This window comes from Brachybacterium halotolerans subsp. kimchii (assembly GCF_020792675.1).
In the GTDB taxonomy this organism is placed as follows: Bacteria; Actinomycetota; Actinomycetes; order Actinomycetales; family Dermabacteraceae; genus Brachybacterium; species Brachybacterium halotolerans.
Map to the genome: position 1 here is coordinate 3551287 of NZ_CP086254.1, position 14032 is coordinate 3565318.

Annotated in this window: 13 protein-coding genes; 12 read left to right on the forward strand and 1 reads right to left on the reverse strand. The window is 68.2% G+C overall.

Translation table 11 applies throughout. The annotated features are described in order from the left end of the window. Positions 1–320: 320 nt before the first annotated feature. The 5 genes from Bra3105_RS18585 to tuf all read left to right on the forward strand — a co-directional run bounded on the left by Bra3105_RS18585 (position 321) and on the right by tuf (position 6519). Positions 321–1607 carry a resuscitation-promoting factor gene (locus Bra3105_RS18585; RefSeq protein ID WP_323188828.1) on the forward strand — a complete coding sequence of 429 codons (1287 nt, stop codon included), beginning with the start codon at positions 321–323 and terminating at the stop codon, positions 1605–1607. A 503-nt stretch (positions 1608–2110) separates the two neighbouring features. After that, positions 2111–2485, forward strand: a complete 375-nt coding sequence (rpsL, locus tag Bra3105_RS15845; RefSeq protein ID WP_152351771.1) for a 30S ribosomal protein S12 — start codon at positions 2111–2113, stop codon at positions 2483–2485. Continuing rightward, positions 2485–2955, forward strand: a complete 471-nt coding sequence (rpsG, locus tag Bra3105_RS15850) for a 30S ribosomal protein S7 (protein WP_109274669.1) — start codon at positions 2485–2487, stop codon at positions 2953–2955. The genes rpsL and rpsG overlap by 1 nt, the downstream gene beginning before the upstream one ends. A gap of 99 nt (positions 2956–3054) precedes the next feature. Beyond that, positions 3055–5202: an elongation factor G gene (gene fusA, locus Bra3105_RS15855; RefSeq protein WP_200501875.1), complete on the forward strand. Its 2148-nt coding sequence runs from the start codon at positions 3055–3057 to the stop codon at positions 5200–5202. 129 nt (positions 5203–5331) lie between these two features. Next, positions 5332–6519, forward strand: a complete 1188-nt coding sequence (gene tuf / locus Bra3105_RS15860) for an elongation factor Tu (RefSeq protein ID WP_200501874.1) — start codon at positions 5332–5334, stop codon at positions 6517–6519. A gap of 301 nt (positions 6520–6820) precedes the next feature. Here the strand turns inward: tuf and Bra3105_RS15865 are convergent, their stop codons facing one another. Beyond that, positions 6821–7747, reverse strand: coding sequence for a YflT domain-containing protein (locus tag Bra3105_RS15865; protein WP_228357666.1), 927 nt, complete (start codon positions 7745–7747; stop codon positions 6821–6823). Positions 7748–8015: 268 nt separating this feature from the next. Here Bra3105_RS15865 and ngcE point away from each other — a divergent pair, with 268 nt between their 5' ends. From ngcE to rplW, 7 genes are all read left to right on the forward strand, one after another. Then, the gene (ngcE, locus tag Bra3105_RS15870; protein WP_228357667.1) at positions 8016–9473 is read left to right on the forward strand and encodes an N-acetylglucosamine/diacetylchitobiose ABC transporter substrate-binding protein; all 1458 of its coding nucleotides are present in this window, start codon (positions 8016–8018) and stop codon (positions 9471–9473) included. Further along, the gene (locus Bra3105_RS15875; RefSeq protein ID WP_228357668.1) at positions 9473–10438 is read left to right on the forward strand and encodes a carbohydrate ABC transporter permease; all 966 of its coding nucleotides are present in this window, start codon (positions 9473–9475) and stop codon (positions 10436–10438) included. The genes ngcE and Bra3105_RS15875 overlap by 1 nt, the downstream gene beginning before the upstream one ends. Beyond that, positions 10435–11367: a carbohydrate ABC transporter permease gene (locus Bra3105_RS15880; protein ID WP_228357669.1), complete on the forward strand. Its 933-nt coding sequence runs from the start codon at positions 10435–10437 to the stop codon at positions 11365–11367. The genes Bra3105_RS15875 and Bra3105_RS15880 overlap by 4 nt, the downstream gene beginning before the upstream one ends. 621 nt (positions 11368–11988) lie before the next feature. Next, the gene (rpsJ, locus tag Bra3105_RS15885) at positions 11989–12297 is read left to right on the forward strand and encodes a 30S ribosomal protein S10 (RefSeq protein WP_050668652.1); all 309 of its coding nucleotides are present in this window, start codon (positions 11989–11991) and stop codon (positions 12295–12297) included. Between the two features lie 11 nt (positions 12298–12308). Further along, positions 12309–12989, forward strand: a complete 681-nt coding sequence (rplC, locus tag Bra3105_RS15890; RefSeq protein WP_152351777.1) for a 50S ribosomal protein L3 — start codon at positions 12309–12311, stop codon at positions 12987–12989. Positions 12990–12994: 5 nt separating this feature from the next. Further along, positions 12995–13693, forward strand: a complete 699-nt coding sequence (rplD, locus tag Bra3105_RS15895; RefSeq protein ID WP_200501870.1) for a 50S ribosomal protein L4 — start codon at positions 12995–12997, stop codon at positions 13691–13693. Continuing rightward, complete coding sequence (rplW, locus tag Bra3105_RS15900) at positions 13690–13992, forward strand: 50S ribosomal protein L23 (protein ID WP_200501869.1); 303 nt, start codon at positions 13690–13692, stop codon at positions 13990–13992. Before rplD ends, rplW begins: the two co-directional genes overlap by 4 nt. Positions 13993–14032: the final 40 nt, after the last annotated feature.

Below are 14032 nucleotides of genomic sequence, written 5' to 3' on the forward strand. Positions count from 1 at the left end.
TCCTGGCCCCGTCCCGTGCCCCGGCCGCCCGCGCGTCCCGCTCCCTGTGGTGGCCCCCGCCACGTCCCGCGGCGCCGACGGGCCCGTCCGGGTGACCGGCCTGACGCCCACGGTCATGGGCCGGTAAAGGGACGCTCCGAACGCTCTCAAGTTCCGTTCAGACCCCTCGCATACTCCCCGCGCGCCCGGGAACATGGATCCCGGACGGTCCGGCAGGCCCCAGGGCCCCGTCGTCCTCTTCACCCCCACCGCGCGGTCGTCGCGCACTTCCCCAGGGGGAGCGCACGACGAATCGACGAGACACAGGTGGGTAGGACGACGTGAAGAAGACTCCGTGGATCATCTCTGCGGCCGTGGCAGGGCTGCTGGTCGCCGGCGGCGGCGGCACCGCGTACGCGGTCTCCAACGAGGCCGGCGTGGACGTGTACGGCGAGCACAGCACCGTGCGCACCTTCAGCCCGACGGTGGGCGCGCTCCTCGAGGCGCAGGGCGTCACCGTGCGCTCGACGGACCTCGTGACCCCCTCCATCGACTCCGTCGTCACCGACGGCATCGACATCCAGGTCGTCCACCGCAACCCCGTCACCGTCACGGTGGACGGGAAGGCGCACGAGATCCTCACGACCGGCGACACCGTGGCCGACGCCCTCGCGGAGCTCGACGTCGACACCAAGAAGGCGCACGTGAGCCCCGACCCGGAGACCTCGCTCAGCGCCGAGGGCACCTCGGTCGAGGTGCAGACCGCGAAGTCCGTGACCTTCAAGGGCCAGTACGGCCACAAGACCTTCACCGTCTACTCCGACACCGTCGGCGAGGGCATGGAGGAGGTCCTGAAGAACATCGAGGACACCGACACCGCGAAGCCCGGTCGCGACGAGGAGCTGACCGACGGCATGACCGTCACCGTCCAGCGCGTGCGCGAGAAGGAGTCGACGAAGAAGGAGTCCGTCGACTTCACGACCAAGACCAAGAAGTCCGACGAGCTGACCGAGGGCACCACGAAGGTGCAGACCGAGGGGCAGAAGGGCACCAAGGAGACGAAGGTCCGCGAGACGATCGTCGACGGCGAGGTCACCAAGACGAAGGTCCTGGACGAGAAGGTCACGAAGGAGCCGGTCGACGAGGTCGTCCTCGAGGGCACCAAGAAGGCCCCCGAGCCCGAGGAGACCTCGAGCGACGCGGACGACTCCTCGAGCTCCTCCTCGAAGGCCGACGACTCCTCGAGCGACGTCGACGCCTCGGCCTCGAAGTCCTCGTCCTCGAAGAGCTCGGAGAAGAAGTCCCAGGCCTCCTCCGACTCGAAGAAGTCCACGAGCTCCTCGAAGTCCTCCTCGAGCGCGAAGGCCCCCTTGGTCTCCAGCGGCTCCGTCTGGGACACGATCGCCCAGTGCGAGTCCGGCGGCAACTGGTCCATCAACACCGGCAACGGCTTCAAGGGCGGTCTGCAGTTCACCGATCAGACCTGGAAGGCGTTCGGCGGCGGCGCCTACGCCCCCTCGGCCGACAAGGCCTCCCGCGCGCAGCAGATCGCGGTCGCCAAGAAGGTCCAGGCCGCCCAGGGCTGGGGCGCATGGCCCGGCTGCACCTCGAAGCTCGGCATCGGCTGATCCGACGCCCGGAGCCCGAACGGGTGCACGGCGCGCGATCCCGCGTCACGCACGCACAGCGAGCGCATCACGGAGACCCGTGGTGCGCTCGCCGCGTCCTCGGGTGCTGTCGCCCTCGGGCGGGCATGTGATGTGCATCCGAAGGCACCCAGTCCTTTGACCCCCTGCACGCGGCGTCAGTAGACTGTCAAGAGCGTCCGGAGTGCCCTCTGGTCGTGATCGGGACTTCTCCCGGGCTGTCGACTCGAACGCCCGGGTGTCCCCCGCGAGGAGCGGATCCTCGTGGCATGCCCGAATCCGGGCGACGGGCGCATCCCCGCCCTTGTCCGCGGCGCGCGATCACGGTGCTCCGACGCACGGACGGCGCACGTCGTCCGCGCGGGTCGCCGTGCCCACTCCCGGGAAGCAGGGGAGCGCACGACGGGTCGCCGGCCGCATCCGCGGCCACAAGATGGAGATCCGGGGGGACCAACACTCCCGTCGGCAGAACAGGAAGAGTCGAAGTGCCCACTATTCAGCAGTTGGTGCGCAAGGGGCGGACGGTCAAGTCCTCCGCTTCGAAGACCCCGGCGCTCAAGGGTTCGCCCCAGCGCCGCGGCGTCTGCACGCGCGTCTACACCCAGACCCCCAAGAAGCCGAACTCGGCGCTGCGCAAGATCGCGCGCGTGCGCCTGTCCACCGGCATCGAGGTGACGGCGTACATCCCCGGCGTCGGCCACAACCTGCAGGAGCACTCGATCGTGCTCGTGCGCGGCGGCCGTGTGAAGGACCTCCCGGGTGTCCGCTACAAGATCGTCCGCGGCTCCCTGGACACCCAGGGCGTCAAGGGTCGCCAGCAGGCCCGCTCGCGGTACGGCGCGAAGAAGGAGAAGAAGTAATGCCTCGTAAGGGAGCAGCTCCCAAGCGCCAGCTCGTGGTGGACCCGGTCTACGGCTCCCCGCTGGTCACCCAGCTCATCAACAAGGTCCTCCTCGACGGCAAGAAGACCGTCGCCGAGTCGATCGTCTACGGCGCCCTCGAGGGCTGCCGCGAGAAGAACGGCCAGGACCCGGTCGCGACCCTCAAGAAGGCCCTGGACAACGTCAAGCCCAGCCTCGAGGTGCGTTCGCGCCGTGTCGGCGGTGCGACCTACCAGGTCCCCGTCGAGGTCAAGCCCGGCCGTTCGACGACGCTGGCCCTGCGCTGGCTCGTCAGCTACTCGCGCGCCCGCCGCGAGCACACGATGACCGAGCGGCTCATGAACGAGCTGCTCGACGCGTCCAACGGTCTCGGCGCCGCGGTCAAGCGCCGGGAGGACACGCACAAGATGGCCGAGTCGAACAAGGCCTTCGCGCACTACCGCTGGTGAGACGGCAGGGCCCGCCCGCCGGATCTCCGGATCCGCGGCGGGCGGGCCCCGCCTCCCACCGCACTCCAGACCAGCAGCCCTCCAGAAAGGCCCAAGTCAGTGGCACTCGCAGTGCTCAGCGACCTCACCAAGGTCCGAAACATCGGCATCATGGCCCACATCGATGCCGGTAAGACCACCACGACCGAGCGCATCCTCTACTACACCGGTGTCAACTACAAGATCGGCGAGACGCACGACGGCGCCGGCACGATGGACTGGATGGAGCAGGAGAAGGAGCGCGGCATCACCATCACGTCGGCCGCGACGACCTGCTACTGGCACGACAGCCAGATCAACATCATCGACACCCCCGGTCACGTCGACTTCACCGTCGAGGTGGAGCGCTCGCTGCGCGTCCTCGACGGCGCCGTCGCCGTGTTCGACGGCAAGGAGGGCGTGGAGCCCCAGTCCGAGACGGTGTGGCGCCAGGCCGACAAGTACGACGTGCCTCGCATCTGCTTCGTCAACAAGATGGACAAGCTGGGCGCGGACTTCTTCTTCACCGTGCGCACCATCGTCGAGCGCCTCGGCGCCAAGCCGCTGGTGATGCAGGTCCCGATCGGCGCGGAGAACGACTTCCGCGGCGTCGTCGACCTCGTCGAGATGAAGGCCTACGAGTGGCCGGAGACGTTCCCCGAGGACGCTCCGGAGTTCGGCAAGAAGAAGGGCGATCCGGCACTGGGCCAGTACCAGGCCGAGGTCCCGATCCCCGCGGAGCTCCAGGAGCAGGTCGACGAGTACCGGGCCAAGCTCGTCGAGGACGTCGCCGAGAGCACCGAGGAGCTCATGGAGGCCTACCTCGAGGAGGGCGACCTCACCGTCGACCAGCTCAAGGCCGGCATCCGTCACCTCACGGTGAACTCGGAGGCCTACCCGGTGTTCGCCGGCTCCGCGTACAAGAACAAGGGCGTGCAGCCCATGCTCGACGCGGTCGTGGACTACCTCCCCTCGCCCCTCGACGTCCCGCCGATGGTCGGCCACGACGTCAAGGACGAGTCCAAGGAGCTCACGCGCAAGCCGTCGACCGACGAGCCCTTCTCGGCCCTGGCCTTCAAGCTCGCGACCCACCCGTTCTTCGGCACGCTCACCTACGTGCGCGTGTACTCCGGTCACGTCAAGAGCGGCGACCAGGTCATGAACTCGACCTCGGGCAAGAAGGAGCGCGTCGGGAAGCTCTTCCAGATGCACTCCAACCAGGAGAACCCCGTGGAGGAGGCCTTCGCCGGCCACATCTACGCGTTCATCGGCCTGAAGGACACCACCACCGGCGACACCCTGAGCGATCTGCAGAACCCGATCGCCCTGGAGTCGATGACCTTCCCCGAGCCCGTGATCTCCGTGGCCATCGAGCCCAAGACCAAGGGCGACCAGGAGAAGCTCTCCGCGGCGCTCCAGAAGTTCCTCAAGGAGGATCCGACCTACCAGGTCGAGCTGGACGACGAGACCGGCCAGACGGTCATCCGCGGCATGGGCGAGCTGCACCTCGACATCCTCGTGGACCGCATGCGCCGCGAGTTCAAGGTCGAGGCGAACATCGGCAAGCCGCAGGTCGCGTACCGCGAGACCATCAAGCGGACGGTCGAGAAGTTCGACTACACGCACAAGAAGCAGACCGGCGGCTCCGGCCAGTTCGGCAAGGTGCAGATCACCTACGCGCCCCTCGAGGACGCGGAGGAGGGCGTGTTCTACGAGTTCGAGAACCTCGTCACCGGTGGTCGCATCCCGCGTGAGTACATCCCGTCCATCGACGCGGGCATCCAGGATGCGCTGCAGTCCGGCGTCCTCGCCGGCTACCCGGTCGTGAACGTCCGGGCGCAGCTGATCGACGGTGCGTACCACGACGTCGACTCCTCGGAGATGGCCTTCAAGATCGCCGGCTCCATGGCGACCAAGGAGGCCCTGCGCCTCGCGAACCCGGTCATCCTCGAGCCGCTCATGGCGGTCGAGGTCCGGACTCCCGAGGAGTACATGGGAGATGTCATCGGCGACCTGAACTCGCGTCGCGGGCAGGTCCAGTCGATGGAGGACGCGAGCGGGGTCAAGATCGTCCGTGCTCTCGTCCCGCTGTCGGAGATGTTCGGCTACGTCGGCGACCTGCGGTCCAAGACCCAGGGTCGTGCGGTGTACTCGATGCAGTTCGACAGCTACGCGGAGGTCCCGAAGACCATCTCGGACGAGATCGTCGCGAAGACCCGGGGCGAGTGAGGCAGCGGAGGGGAGACGGGTACACTCGATCCGCCTCTCCTCCGACCCCGCGGCGGAGGCCCGCAGGCCGGGCGCCCGCCGTCCCGAACCAGTAGTACCCAGATGAGACAGTCCTAGGAGGACACCACAATGGCCAAGGCCAAGTTCGAGCGGACCAAGCCGCACGTCAACATCGGCACCATCGGTCACGTCGACCATGGCAAGACCACGCTGACCGCTGCGATCTCGAAGGTCCTGTACGACCAGTACCCGGATCTCAACGAGAAGCGGGACTTCGACCAGATCGACAACGCGCCGGAGGAGAAGCAGCGCGGCATCACGATCAACATCTCGCACATCGAGTACGAGACCGAGAAGCGCCACTACGCGCACGTCGACGCCCCCGGCCACGCCGACTACATCAAGAACATGATCACCGGTGCGGCCCAGATGGACGGCGCGATCCTCGTGGTCGCGGCGACCGACGGCCCCATGGCCCAGACCCGCGAGCACGTGCTGCTCGCCCGTCAGGTCGGCGTCCCCTACCTGCTGGTCGCGCTCAACAAGTCCGACATGGTCGACGACGAGGAGATCCTCGAGCTCGTCGAGATGGAGGTCCGTGAGCTGCTCGGCTCGCAGGAGTTCGACGAGGACGCCCCCGTCATCCGCGTGTCCGCTCTCAAGGCCCTCGAGGGCGACGAGAAGTGGGTCAAGTCCGTCCAGGACCTGATGGCCGCGGCCGACGACAACATCCCGGACCCGGTCCGCGATCTCGACAAGCCGTTCCTGATGCCCGTCGAGGACGTCTTCACCATCCAGGGCCGCGGCACCGTCGTGACCGGCAAGGTGGAGCGCGGCAAGCTGCCGATCAACTCCGAGGTCGAGATCGTCGGCATCCGCCCGGCGCAGAAGACCACGGTCACCGGCATCGAGATGTTCCACAAGCAGATGGACGAGGCGTGGGCCGGCGAGAACTGCGGTCTGCTCCTGCGCGGCACCAAGCGCGAGGACGTCGAGCGCGGCCAGGTCGTCGTGAAGCCGGGTTCGATCACCCCGCACACCAACTTCGAGGCGCAGGTCTACATCCTGTCCAAGGACGAGGGCGGCCGTCACAACCCGTTCTACTCGAACTACCGTCCGCAGTTCTACTTCCGCACCACGGACGTCACCGGCGTCATCACGCTGCCCGAGGGCACCGAGATGGTCATGCCCGGCGACAACACCGAGATGTCGGTGGAGCTCATCCAGCCCATCGCCATGGAGGACGGCCTCGGCTTCGCCATCCGCGAGGGTGGCCGCACCGTCGGCTCCGGCCGCGTCACCAAGATCATCAAGTGATGATCGCGGGCGCGAGCCCGCAGACGTGAGCTGATCCCCCAGGGGAGTGCTCGAAGGCCCCGGATCCATCCGCCGCACGGCGGGAGGATCCGGGGCCTTCGTCATGCCCGGACGGGGGAGGAGCGGCCGCATGGCGACGGGACCAGGAACGCGCGGTGCGCAATCCGAGGGGATGCGGAACAGGAAGGCCCGCCCACCGCGTGGATCAGCGGTGGGCGGGCCTTCGTGCGTGGATCATGTCCCGCGCGGGGAGCGAAGATCGTGATCGGTGCCGTGGGTGCCGGCGCAGGACCTCAGCGGCTCAGGGCCGCGGATCCTGGGTGGGCGCGCCGGCGTCGTCCTCGTCGGTCTGCTCCGGATCCGCGGTCGGGGCCGACGCGGGCCTGCCGTACTGCGGTCGCGACGGGCTCGCGGCGGAGGCGCTGCGGGTGGGCGCGGGCGCGGCGGGCCTGCCGTACTCGGGGCGGTTCCCCGCGGAGGGGGAGGGCGCGCCGCTCGCGTCTGCGGGGGCCGACGCCGCGTGGTCGGGCCCGGAGCCCTGGCCCGTGTACGCGCCCGACGGGGCGGCGGTGCCCCGTGCCTGCTGGGGACCGGTGCCTCCGTGCGCGCCGGCGGCGCTCTGCGCGCCGTACTCGCCGTGAGGCGGGCGTGCGGGCTGCTGGGTGCCCGCGGCGGCGGGCACGACGGGAGCGCCGTTCGCGCCGCGGCCGGTGGTCTGCGGTGCGGCGGGACCGGGAGGGGTCGCGCCGGCCTCGAGCAGGATGCTGCGCGCTGCCTGCGCGTGGCTGTGCTCGACCATCAGCTCGTACTGCATGGGGATCGTCGCGGTCATCGAGGTGAAGTCGCGGTTCCCGCCGGTCGCCGCGTAGCTGATCGCCGACCAGATCGTGAAGAAGACGACCCCGAACAGCACGCCCGAGATCACCGTCTGGACCAGATGGCCGGAGAACAGGGCGAGCAGCAGTCCGATGAACAGACCCATCCAGACGCCGCTCAGCGCGCCGTTCAGCAGGACCTTGCCCCACGTGCGCCGACCCGTGACCCGCTCCATGAGCTTGAGGTCGGTGCCCACGATCATCGTGTTCTCGACCGGGAACTCGGCATCCGCGAGAGCATCCACCACGGCCTGCACCTCGGCGTAGGTGCTGTAGGTGCCGAGCGAGCGGGGATACTCGAGCTTGTAGAGCCGCGCCGTCAGTGGTGAGGGCTGCTGCTGAGGCTGTGTCATGCACGCGAGCCTAGAGGACGGATCAGGGCGGCACCGAGGTATCGCCTGGACGTCCGCTGGATGGCGACGGGGTGCGCGCCCCGCGTGGTGGCTCCGAGACCGGCGACGACCGGTCCCGTTACGTGTTCGTGACCGACTGAGCGGTTATTCGATCAGATCCACGCAAGCCGCGCATTAGGATCATGGCACGAGGTGCGCCGACGACGACGTCGCCTCGTCAAGACGGTCCAACGACACCCTGTCCACTCGATGACGAAAGCAGGAGACCATGGACTCCTCTCAGGACACCTCCGACATGATGACACCCCTCGAGCGCCTGGCGGCCTCGCGGCGCAGCTTCCTCGCCCTCGCAGGCGCCGGCGGCGGCGCGGTCGCGCTCTCGGCCTGCGCGGGCGGCGGGGGAGGCGACGACTCCTCGTCCGGCGGCGATGCGGCCGACGGCGGCGGCGACAAGTCCGACGACAACCCGTTCGGCGTGAAGTCCGGCTCGAGCGTGGACGTCGTCATCTTCGACGGCGGTTACGGCGACGACTACGCGAAGGACGCCGGCAAGGCCTTCGAGAAGCTGCACTCGGACATCACCCCCAAGGTCACCTCGACGGTGAACATCCAGCCCGAGCTGCAGCCGCGCTTCGTCGGCGGCAACCCGCCGGACCTCTTCGACAACTCCGGCGCCCAGTCCATGAGCGTCGAGGCCCTCGTCAACCAGGACCAGCTCGCCGACCTCCAGCCGCTGCTCGACGCGAAGGGAGTGGACGGCACCGCGATCAAGGACACCCTGCTGCCGGGCGCCACGGATCCCGGCACGTACTCGGGCACCTTCCTCGCACTGAACTACGTCTACACGGTCTACGCGATCTGGTACTCGGCGAAGCAGTTCGAGGACAAGGGGTGGTCGGCCCCCAAGACCTGGGACGACCTGATGGCCCTCGGAGAGGAGGCGAAGAAGGACAAGATCGCCCTCTTCTCCTACGGCGGCCAGAACGCCTCGAACTACTACCAGGAGCTCGCCCTGACGATGGCGATCAAGGAGGGCGGCCTGGACGTCCAGAAGAAGCTCGACTCCCTGGATGCCAAGGCCTTCGAGCAGGACACCGTCGTCAAAGCCTTCGCGGCGATGGAGGACGCGGTCAAGGCCGGCTTCTTCGCCAAGGGCGGCGAGGGGATCAAGCACACCCAGGCGCAGACGGACTGGGTGACCGGCAAGTCGGTCATCTATCCCTCGGGCTCGTGGATCGAGAACGAGCAGCGCGAGGTCACCCCCGACGACTACGAGATGACGGGCGCCCCGGCACCGCTGCTGAGCAGCGGCGCGAAGCTCCCGTACGAGGCCGTCCACGGCACCGCGGGCGAGCCGTTCCTGGTCCCGTCCAAGGGCAAGAACACCGCCGGGGGCATGGAGTTCCTGCGCGTGATGCTCTCCAAGGAGCAGGCCACGAACTTCACCACGCTCACCGGTTCGCCCACCGTCGTGAAGGATGCCGCGCCCACCGGGGACGACGCCTCGACGGCGCTGAAGTCCGTGCTCTCCATGATCGAGGGGGCGGGGGACAACACCTTCACCTTCAACTTCGTGGACTGGTACAACCTGGGCCCCGACACCGTGACCCAGTGGACCGAGTTCCTCTCCGGCGCGATCGGCGCCGACGAGCTGCGAGAGAAGCAGCAGAAGATGCTCGACAAGGTGCGCGAGGACGACTCGATCAAGAAGTTCGACGTCGAGTGATGGTCGCGGTCCCCACGACGGCGCCGACCGCGGAAGCTCCCCGCTCCCGCGGTCGGCGCCAGCGCCTCACGCTCGAGCGGGTGGTCTTCTTCGCCATCTTCCTGGGGCTGCCCCTGCTCGTGTACGTCCTGTTCGTGGTCTCGCCGTTCGTGCAGGCCTTCTACTACTCGCTGACCGACTGGCGCGGCGTCTCCGCCTCCCAGGACTTCATCGGCCTGAAGAACTACGCGACGCTGTTCGCGGACGACAACTTCCGTCGGGCCCTGTGGCACAACGCGGTCCTGATGGTCGTGCTGCCGCTCATCACGATCACGCTGGCCTACGCCCTCGCGGTGCTCGTGACGATCGGCGGCGACAGCCGGGGCGAGGTCAAGGGCATCCGCGGCGCGAGCGTGTACCGCGTGATCAGCTTCTTCCCGTACGTCATCCCCGCGGTCGTCATCGGCATCCTCTTCGCCTTCATCTACGCCCCGGGCGGCGGCCTCCTGAACGGCCTCCTCGGTCTGGTGGGGATCGACTCGCAGATCGCCTGGCTCGGTGATCCCCGCGTCGCCATGGCGGCCATCGTCGTGGCCGTCGTGTGGAACATGGTCGGGTTCTACATGGTGCTGTTCGTGGCCGCGATCAAGGCCGTGCCCTCGGAGGTCATCGAGGCCGCCCGACTGGACGGCGCGGGTCGGCTGCGCGTGTCGGTGCAGGTCGTCCTGCCGATGATCCGCGAGAACATCTCGACCGCCCTCGTGTACATGGGGATCATGGCGCTGGACATGTTCGTGTTCGTCAACGTCATGACGCCCAACGGCGGCACCTCGAAGAGCACCGAGGTGGTCTCGAGGTACCTCTACGAGACGGCGTTCCAGAAGTCGAACTTCGGCCTCGCCTCCGCCATGGGCGTGGTGATGGCGCTGTTCACGATGATCATGGCGGCGATCGTGCTGCTGTCCAGCCGCAGGAGGGAACGATGAGCGCCGTGAGGACCGCAGACGCCGACGCCGCCGGGCGGACGTCCGCGTCGTCCGGCTCCGGGGGAGCGACGCCGGTCGAGCCGCGTCGACGACGTGCCTCCGGGGGCGACCGGGTCTTCGCCGCCGTGTCCCACGTGATCCTCGCGCTGTGGGCCCTCGTGGTCATCCTGCCGCTGCTGTGGACCGTGTTCAGCTCGTTCAAGGACTCGCGCTCGATCCTCGCCTCGCCGTTCAGCTTCCCGAAGACCTGGAACTTCGACAACTTCGCACGGGCGTGGACGACGGCCGGCATCGGCCGCTACTTCCTGAACACGGTGATCGTGGTCGGCGCCTCGCTCGTGCTGGTCATGCTGCTGGGGGCGATGTGCGCCTACGTCCTGGCGAGGTACACGTTCCCGGGCCGCACGATCATCTACTACGCGCTGATCGCCGGCCTGACCTTCCCTCTGTTCCTCGCCGTGGTCCCGCTGTTCTTCATCCTGAAGTCCATGGGGCTGCAGGGGAACTACCTGGGACTGATCCTGAGCTACGTGGGCTTCGCCCTGCCGTTCACGGTGTTCTTCCTCTACGCCTTCTTCCGGCAGCTGCCGGACGAGATTGGCGAGGCGGCGCAGATCGACGGTGCGGGGGACTTCCGCACCTTCTTCCAGGTGATGCTGCCGATGGCGAAGCCGGGCCTGGTGTCCATCACGATCTTCAACTTCCTGGGCCTGTGGAACCAGTTCCTGCTGCCGATCGTGCTGAACACCGACCCCGACAAGTACGTGCTGGCCCAGGGCCTCGCGAACATGCAGGCCCAGCAGGGCTATCAGACGGACTGGTCGGCGATGTTCGCCTCCGTCACGATCACCATCCTCCCGGTGCTGATCGTCTACGTGATCTTCCAGCGCCAGCTCCAGGGCGGCGTCGGACCGAGCACGAACAAGTAGGCGCACGGGACGCGGGCCCCGGAGCGCGGGAGTCGGAGCCCGGATCCCGTACCCCGGACCCCGGGAACTGGACCCGGGTGCTCTGTTCCGGACGGGCCGTTGGTGGGGAGCCGTGGCGATATCGCCACGGCTCCCCACCAACGGCCCGTCTGCGCCATGGGCACGCGGCACCGCCGGGCCCTTCGACCGTTCGGGGGAAGACGCCGCAGGGCCGGTGCGAGGCCGGTGCGCTGCCCGCACGCTGTCCGCGCGCCGTCCGTGCGATCGCCGGCCGGACCGCGCCGCGGGCTGTGCCGTGTGACTCGCTCCACCTGTCCTGCCCTCGACGGGGAGCATGCGGGATGGCAGACTGGGGGAGTTGTCTGTGCGGGCCGACATGCCCGGTTCCGTTCTCCGCTCCCGCGCTCTGCGCGACGCGGCGAATGATCACCGGATGAGGCCCAGCCCCAGGATGCGAACGGCGCCACCGCGTCGAGAGCGCATCGTGAAGAGGGAGAGCACGGACCAGCCGGCAACGGTCACTCGCCCATGGGGCTTCGTCCCCTAGGGAGTGCGACACGCCCGTCCTCGGGTACCGGTGCCGACTGCATGAATGTCCAGACGAGAGAGAGACAGGACGCCATGGCGGGACAGAAGATCCGCATCAGGCTGAAGTCGTACGACCACGAGGTCATCGATAGCTCGGCGCGCAAGATCGTCGACACGGTGAGCCGTGCGGGTGCGACCGTTGTCGGCCCCGTGCCGCTGCCGACCGAGAAGAACGTGTTCTGCGTGATCCGTTCGCCCCACAAGTACAAGGACTCCCGCGAGCACTTCGAGATGCGCACGCACAAGCGTCTGATCGACATCGTCGATCCCACGCCCAAGGCCGTGGACTCGCTGATGCGCCTCGATCTGCCGGCGGACGTCAACATCGAGATCAAGCTCTGAGGCAGGCCGATATGAGCAACGAACTGACAGGGCAGGCTGCCCGCGCCGTCGCCGGCGTGCTCGGCACCAAGCTCGGCATGACCCAGGTCTGGGACGAGAACGGCAAGCTCGTGCCGGTCACTGTCGTCCAGACCGACTCCAACGTCGTCACCCAGGTGCGCTCCGTGGAGAACGACGGCTACGACGCGGTCCAGATCGCGTACGGCCAGATCGATCCCCGCAAGGTGAGCAAGCCGCTCAAGGGCCACTTCGAGAAGGCCGGCGTGACCCCGCGCCGCCACCTCGCGGAGCTGCGCACTTCCGATGCCGCGGACTACACCGTGGGCCAGGAGCTCGACGCCTCCGTGTTCGAGGCCGGCCAGAAGGTCGACATCGTCGGCACCACCAAGGGCAAGGGCACCGCGGGCGTCATGAAGCGCCACGGGTTCGCCGGTGTCAGCGCCTCCCACGGTGCGCACCGCAACCACCGCAAGCCCGGCTCGATCGGCGGCGCCTCCACCCCTGGTCGCGTGTTCAAGGGCCTGCGCATGGCCGGCCGCATGGGCAACGTCCGCACCAGTGTCCAGAACCTGACCGTGCATGCGGTCGACGTCGAGAAGGGCCTCGTGCTCGTCAAGGGTGCCGTCCCCGGCCCCAAGGGCGGTCTCGTGCTGGTCCGCTCGGCCGTCAAGAGCCCCGTGAAGGAGGCCTGAGCCCGATGGCAGAGAACCTGACCGTCGACGTCCTCGACCCGGCCGGGAAGAAGTCCGGCACGGCCGAGCTCCCCGCGTCGATCTTCGACGTGCAGACCAACGTCCCGCTCATCCACCAGGTCGTCGTCGCCCAGCTCGCGGCCGCCCGCCAGGGCACGCACAAGGCGAAGACCCGCGGTGAGGTGGCCGGCGGCGGCAAGAAGCCGTACAAGCAGAAGGGCACCGGCCGGGCTCGTCAGGGCTCGATCCGCGCTCCTCAGTTCGCCGGCGGCGGCATCGTCCACGGGCCGGTCCCGCGCGACTACAGCCAGCGCACCCCCAAGAAGATGAAGGCCGCCGCGCTGCGCGGTGCCCTCTCGGACCGGGCGCGCAACGGCCGCGTCCACGTCCTGAGCTCGCTGCTCGAGGGCGACGCGCCCTCGACCAAGGCCGCGCGCTCCGCGCTGGGCCGCATCTCCGAGCGCGAGCACGTCCTCGTCGTGATCCGTCGCGACGACGAGCTGGGCGCCCTGAGCACCCGCAACCTGCCCACGGCGCATGTCCTGTTCGCCGACCAGCTGAACACCTACGACGTCATGCTCAGCGACGACGTCGTGTTCACCTCCGGCGGTCTCGAGGACTTCGTCGCGCGCGCCACCCTGTCCCTGCCCACGTCCTCCTTCGCCGCGGCGAAGAACGCGGGCGTCGAGGAGGAGTCCAAGTGACCACGCTGAACAAGGACCCGCGGGACATCGTCCTGGCCCCGATCGTCTCCGAGAAGAGCTATGGGCTGATGGACGAGGGCAAGTACACCTTCGAGGTGGACCCCCGCGCCAACAAGACCGAGATCAAGATCGCGATCGAGAAGATCTTCGACGTGAAGGTCGCCTCGGTGAACACGATCAACCGCCAGGGCAAGGCGCGCCGCACCCGCTACGGGCTCGGCAAGCGCAAGGACACCAAGCGCGCTGTCATCACCCTGACCGACGGAACCATCGACATCTTCGGAGGGTCGGTCGCCTGAGCGACCGATCGCCGAGGATCCGAAGAGAGTCAGAGGGAAA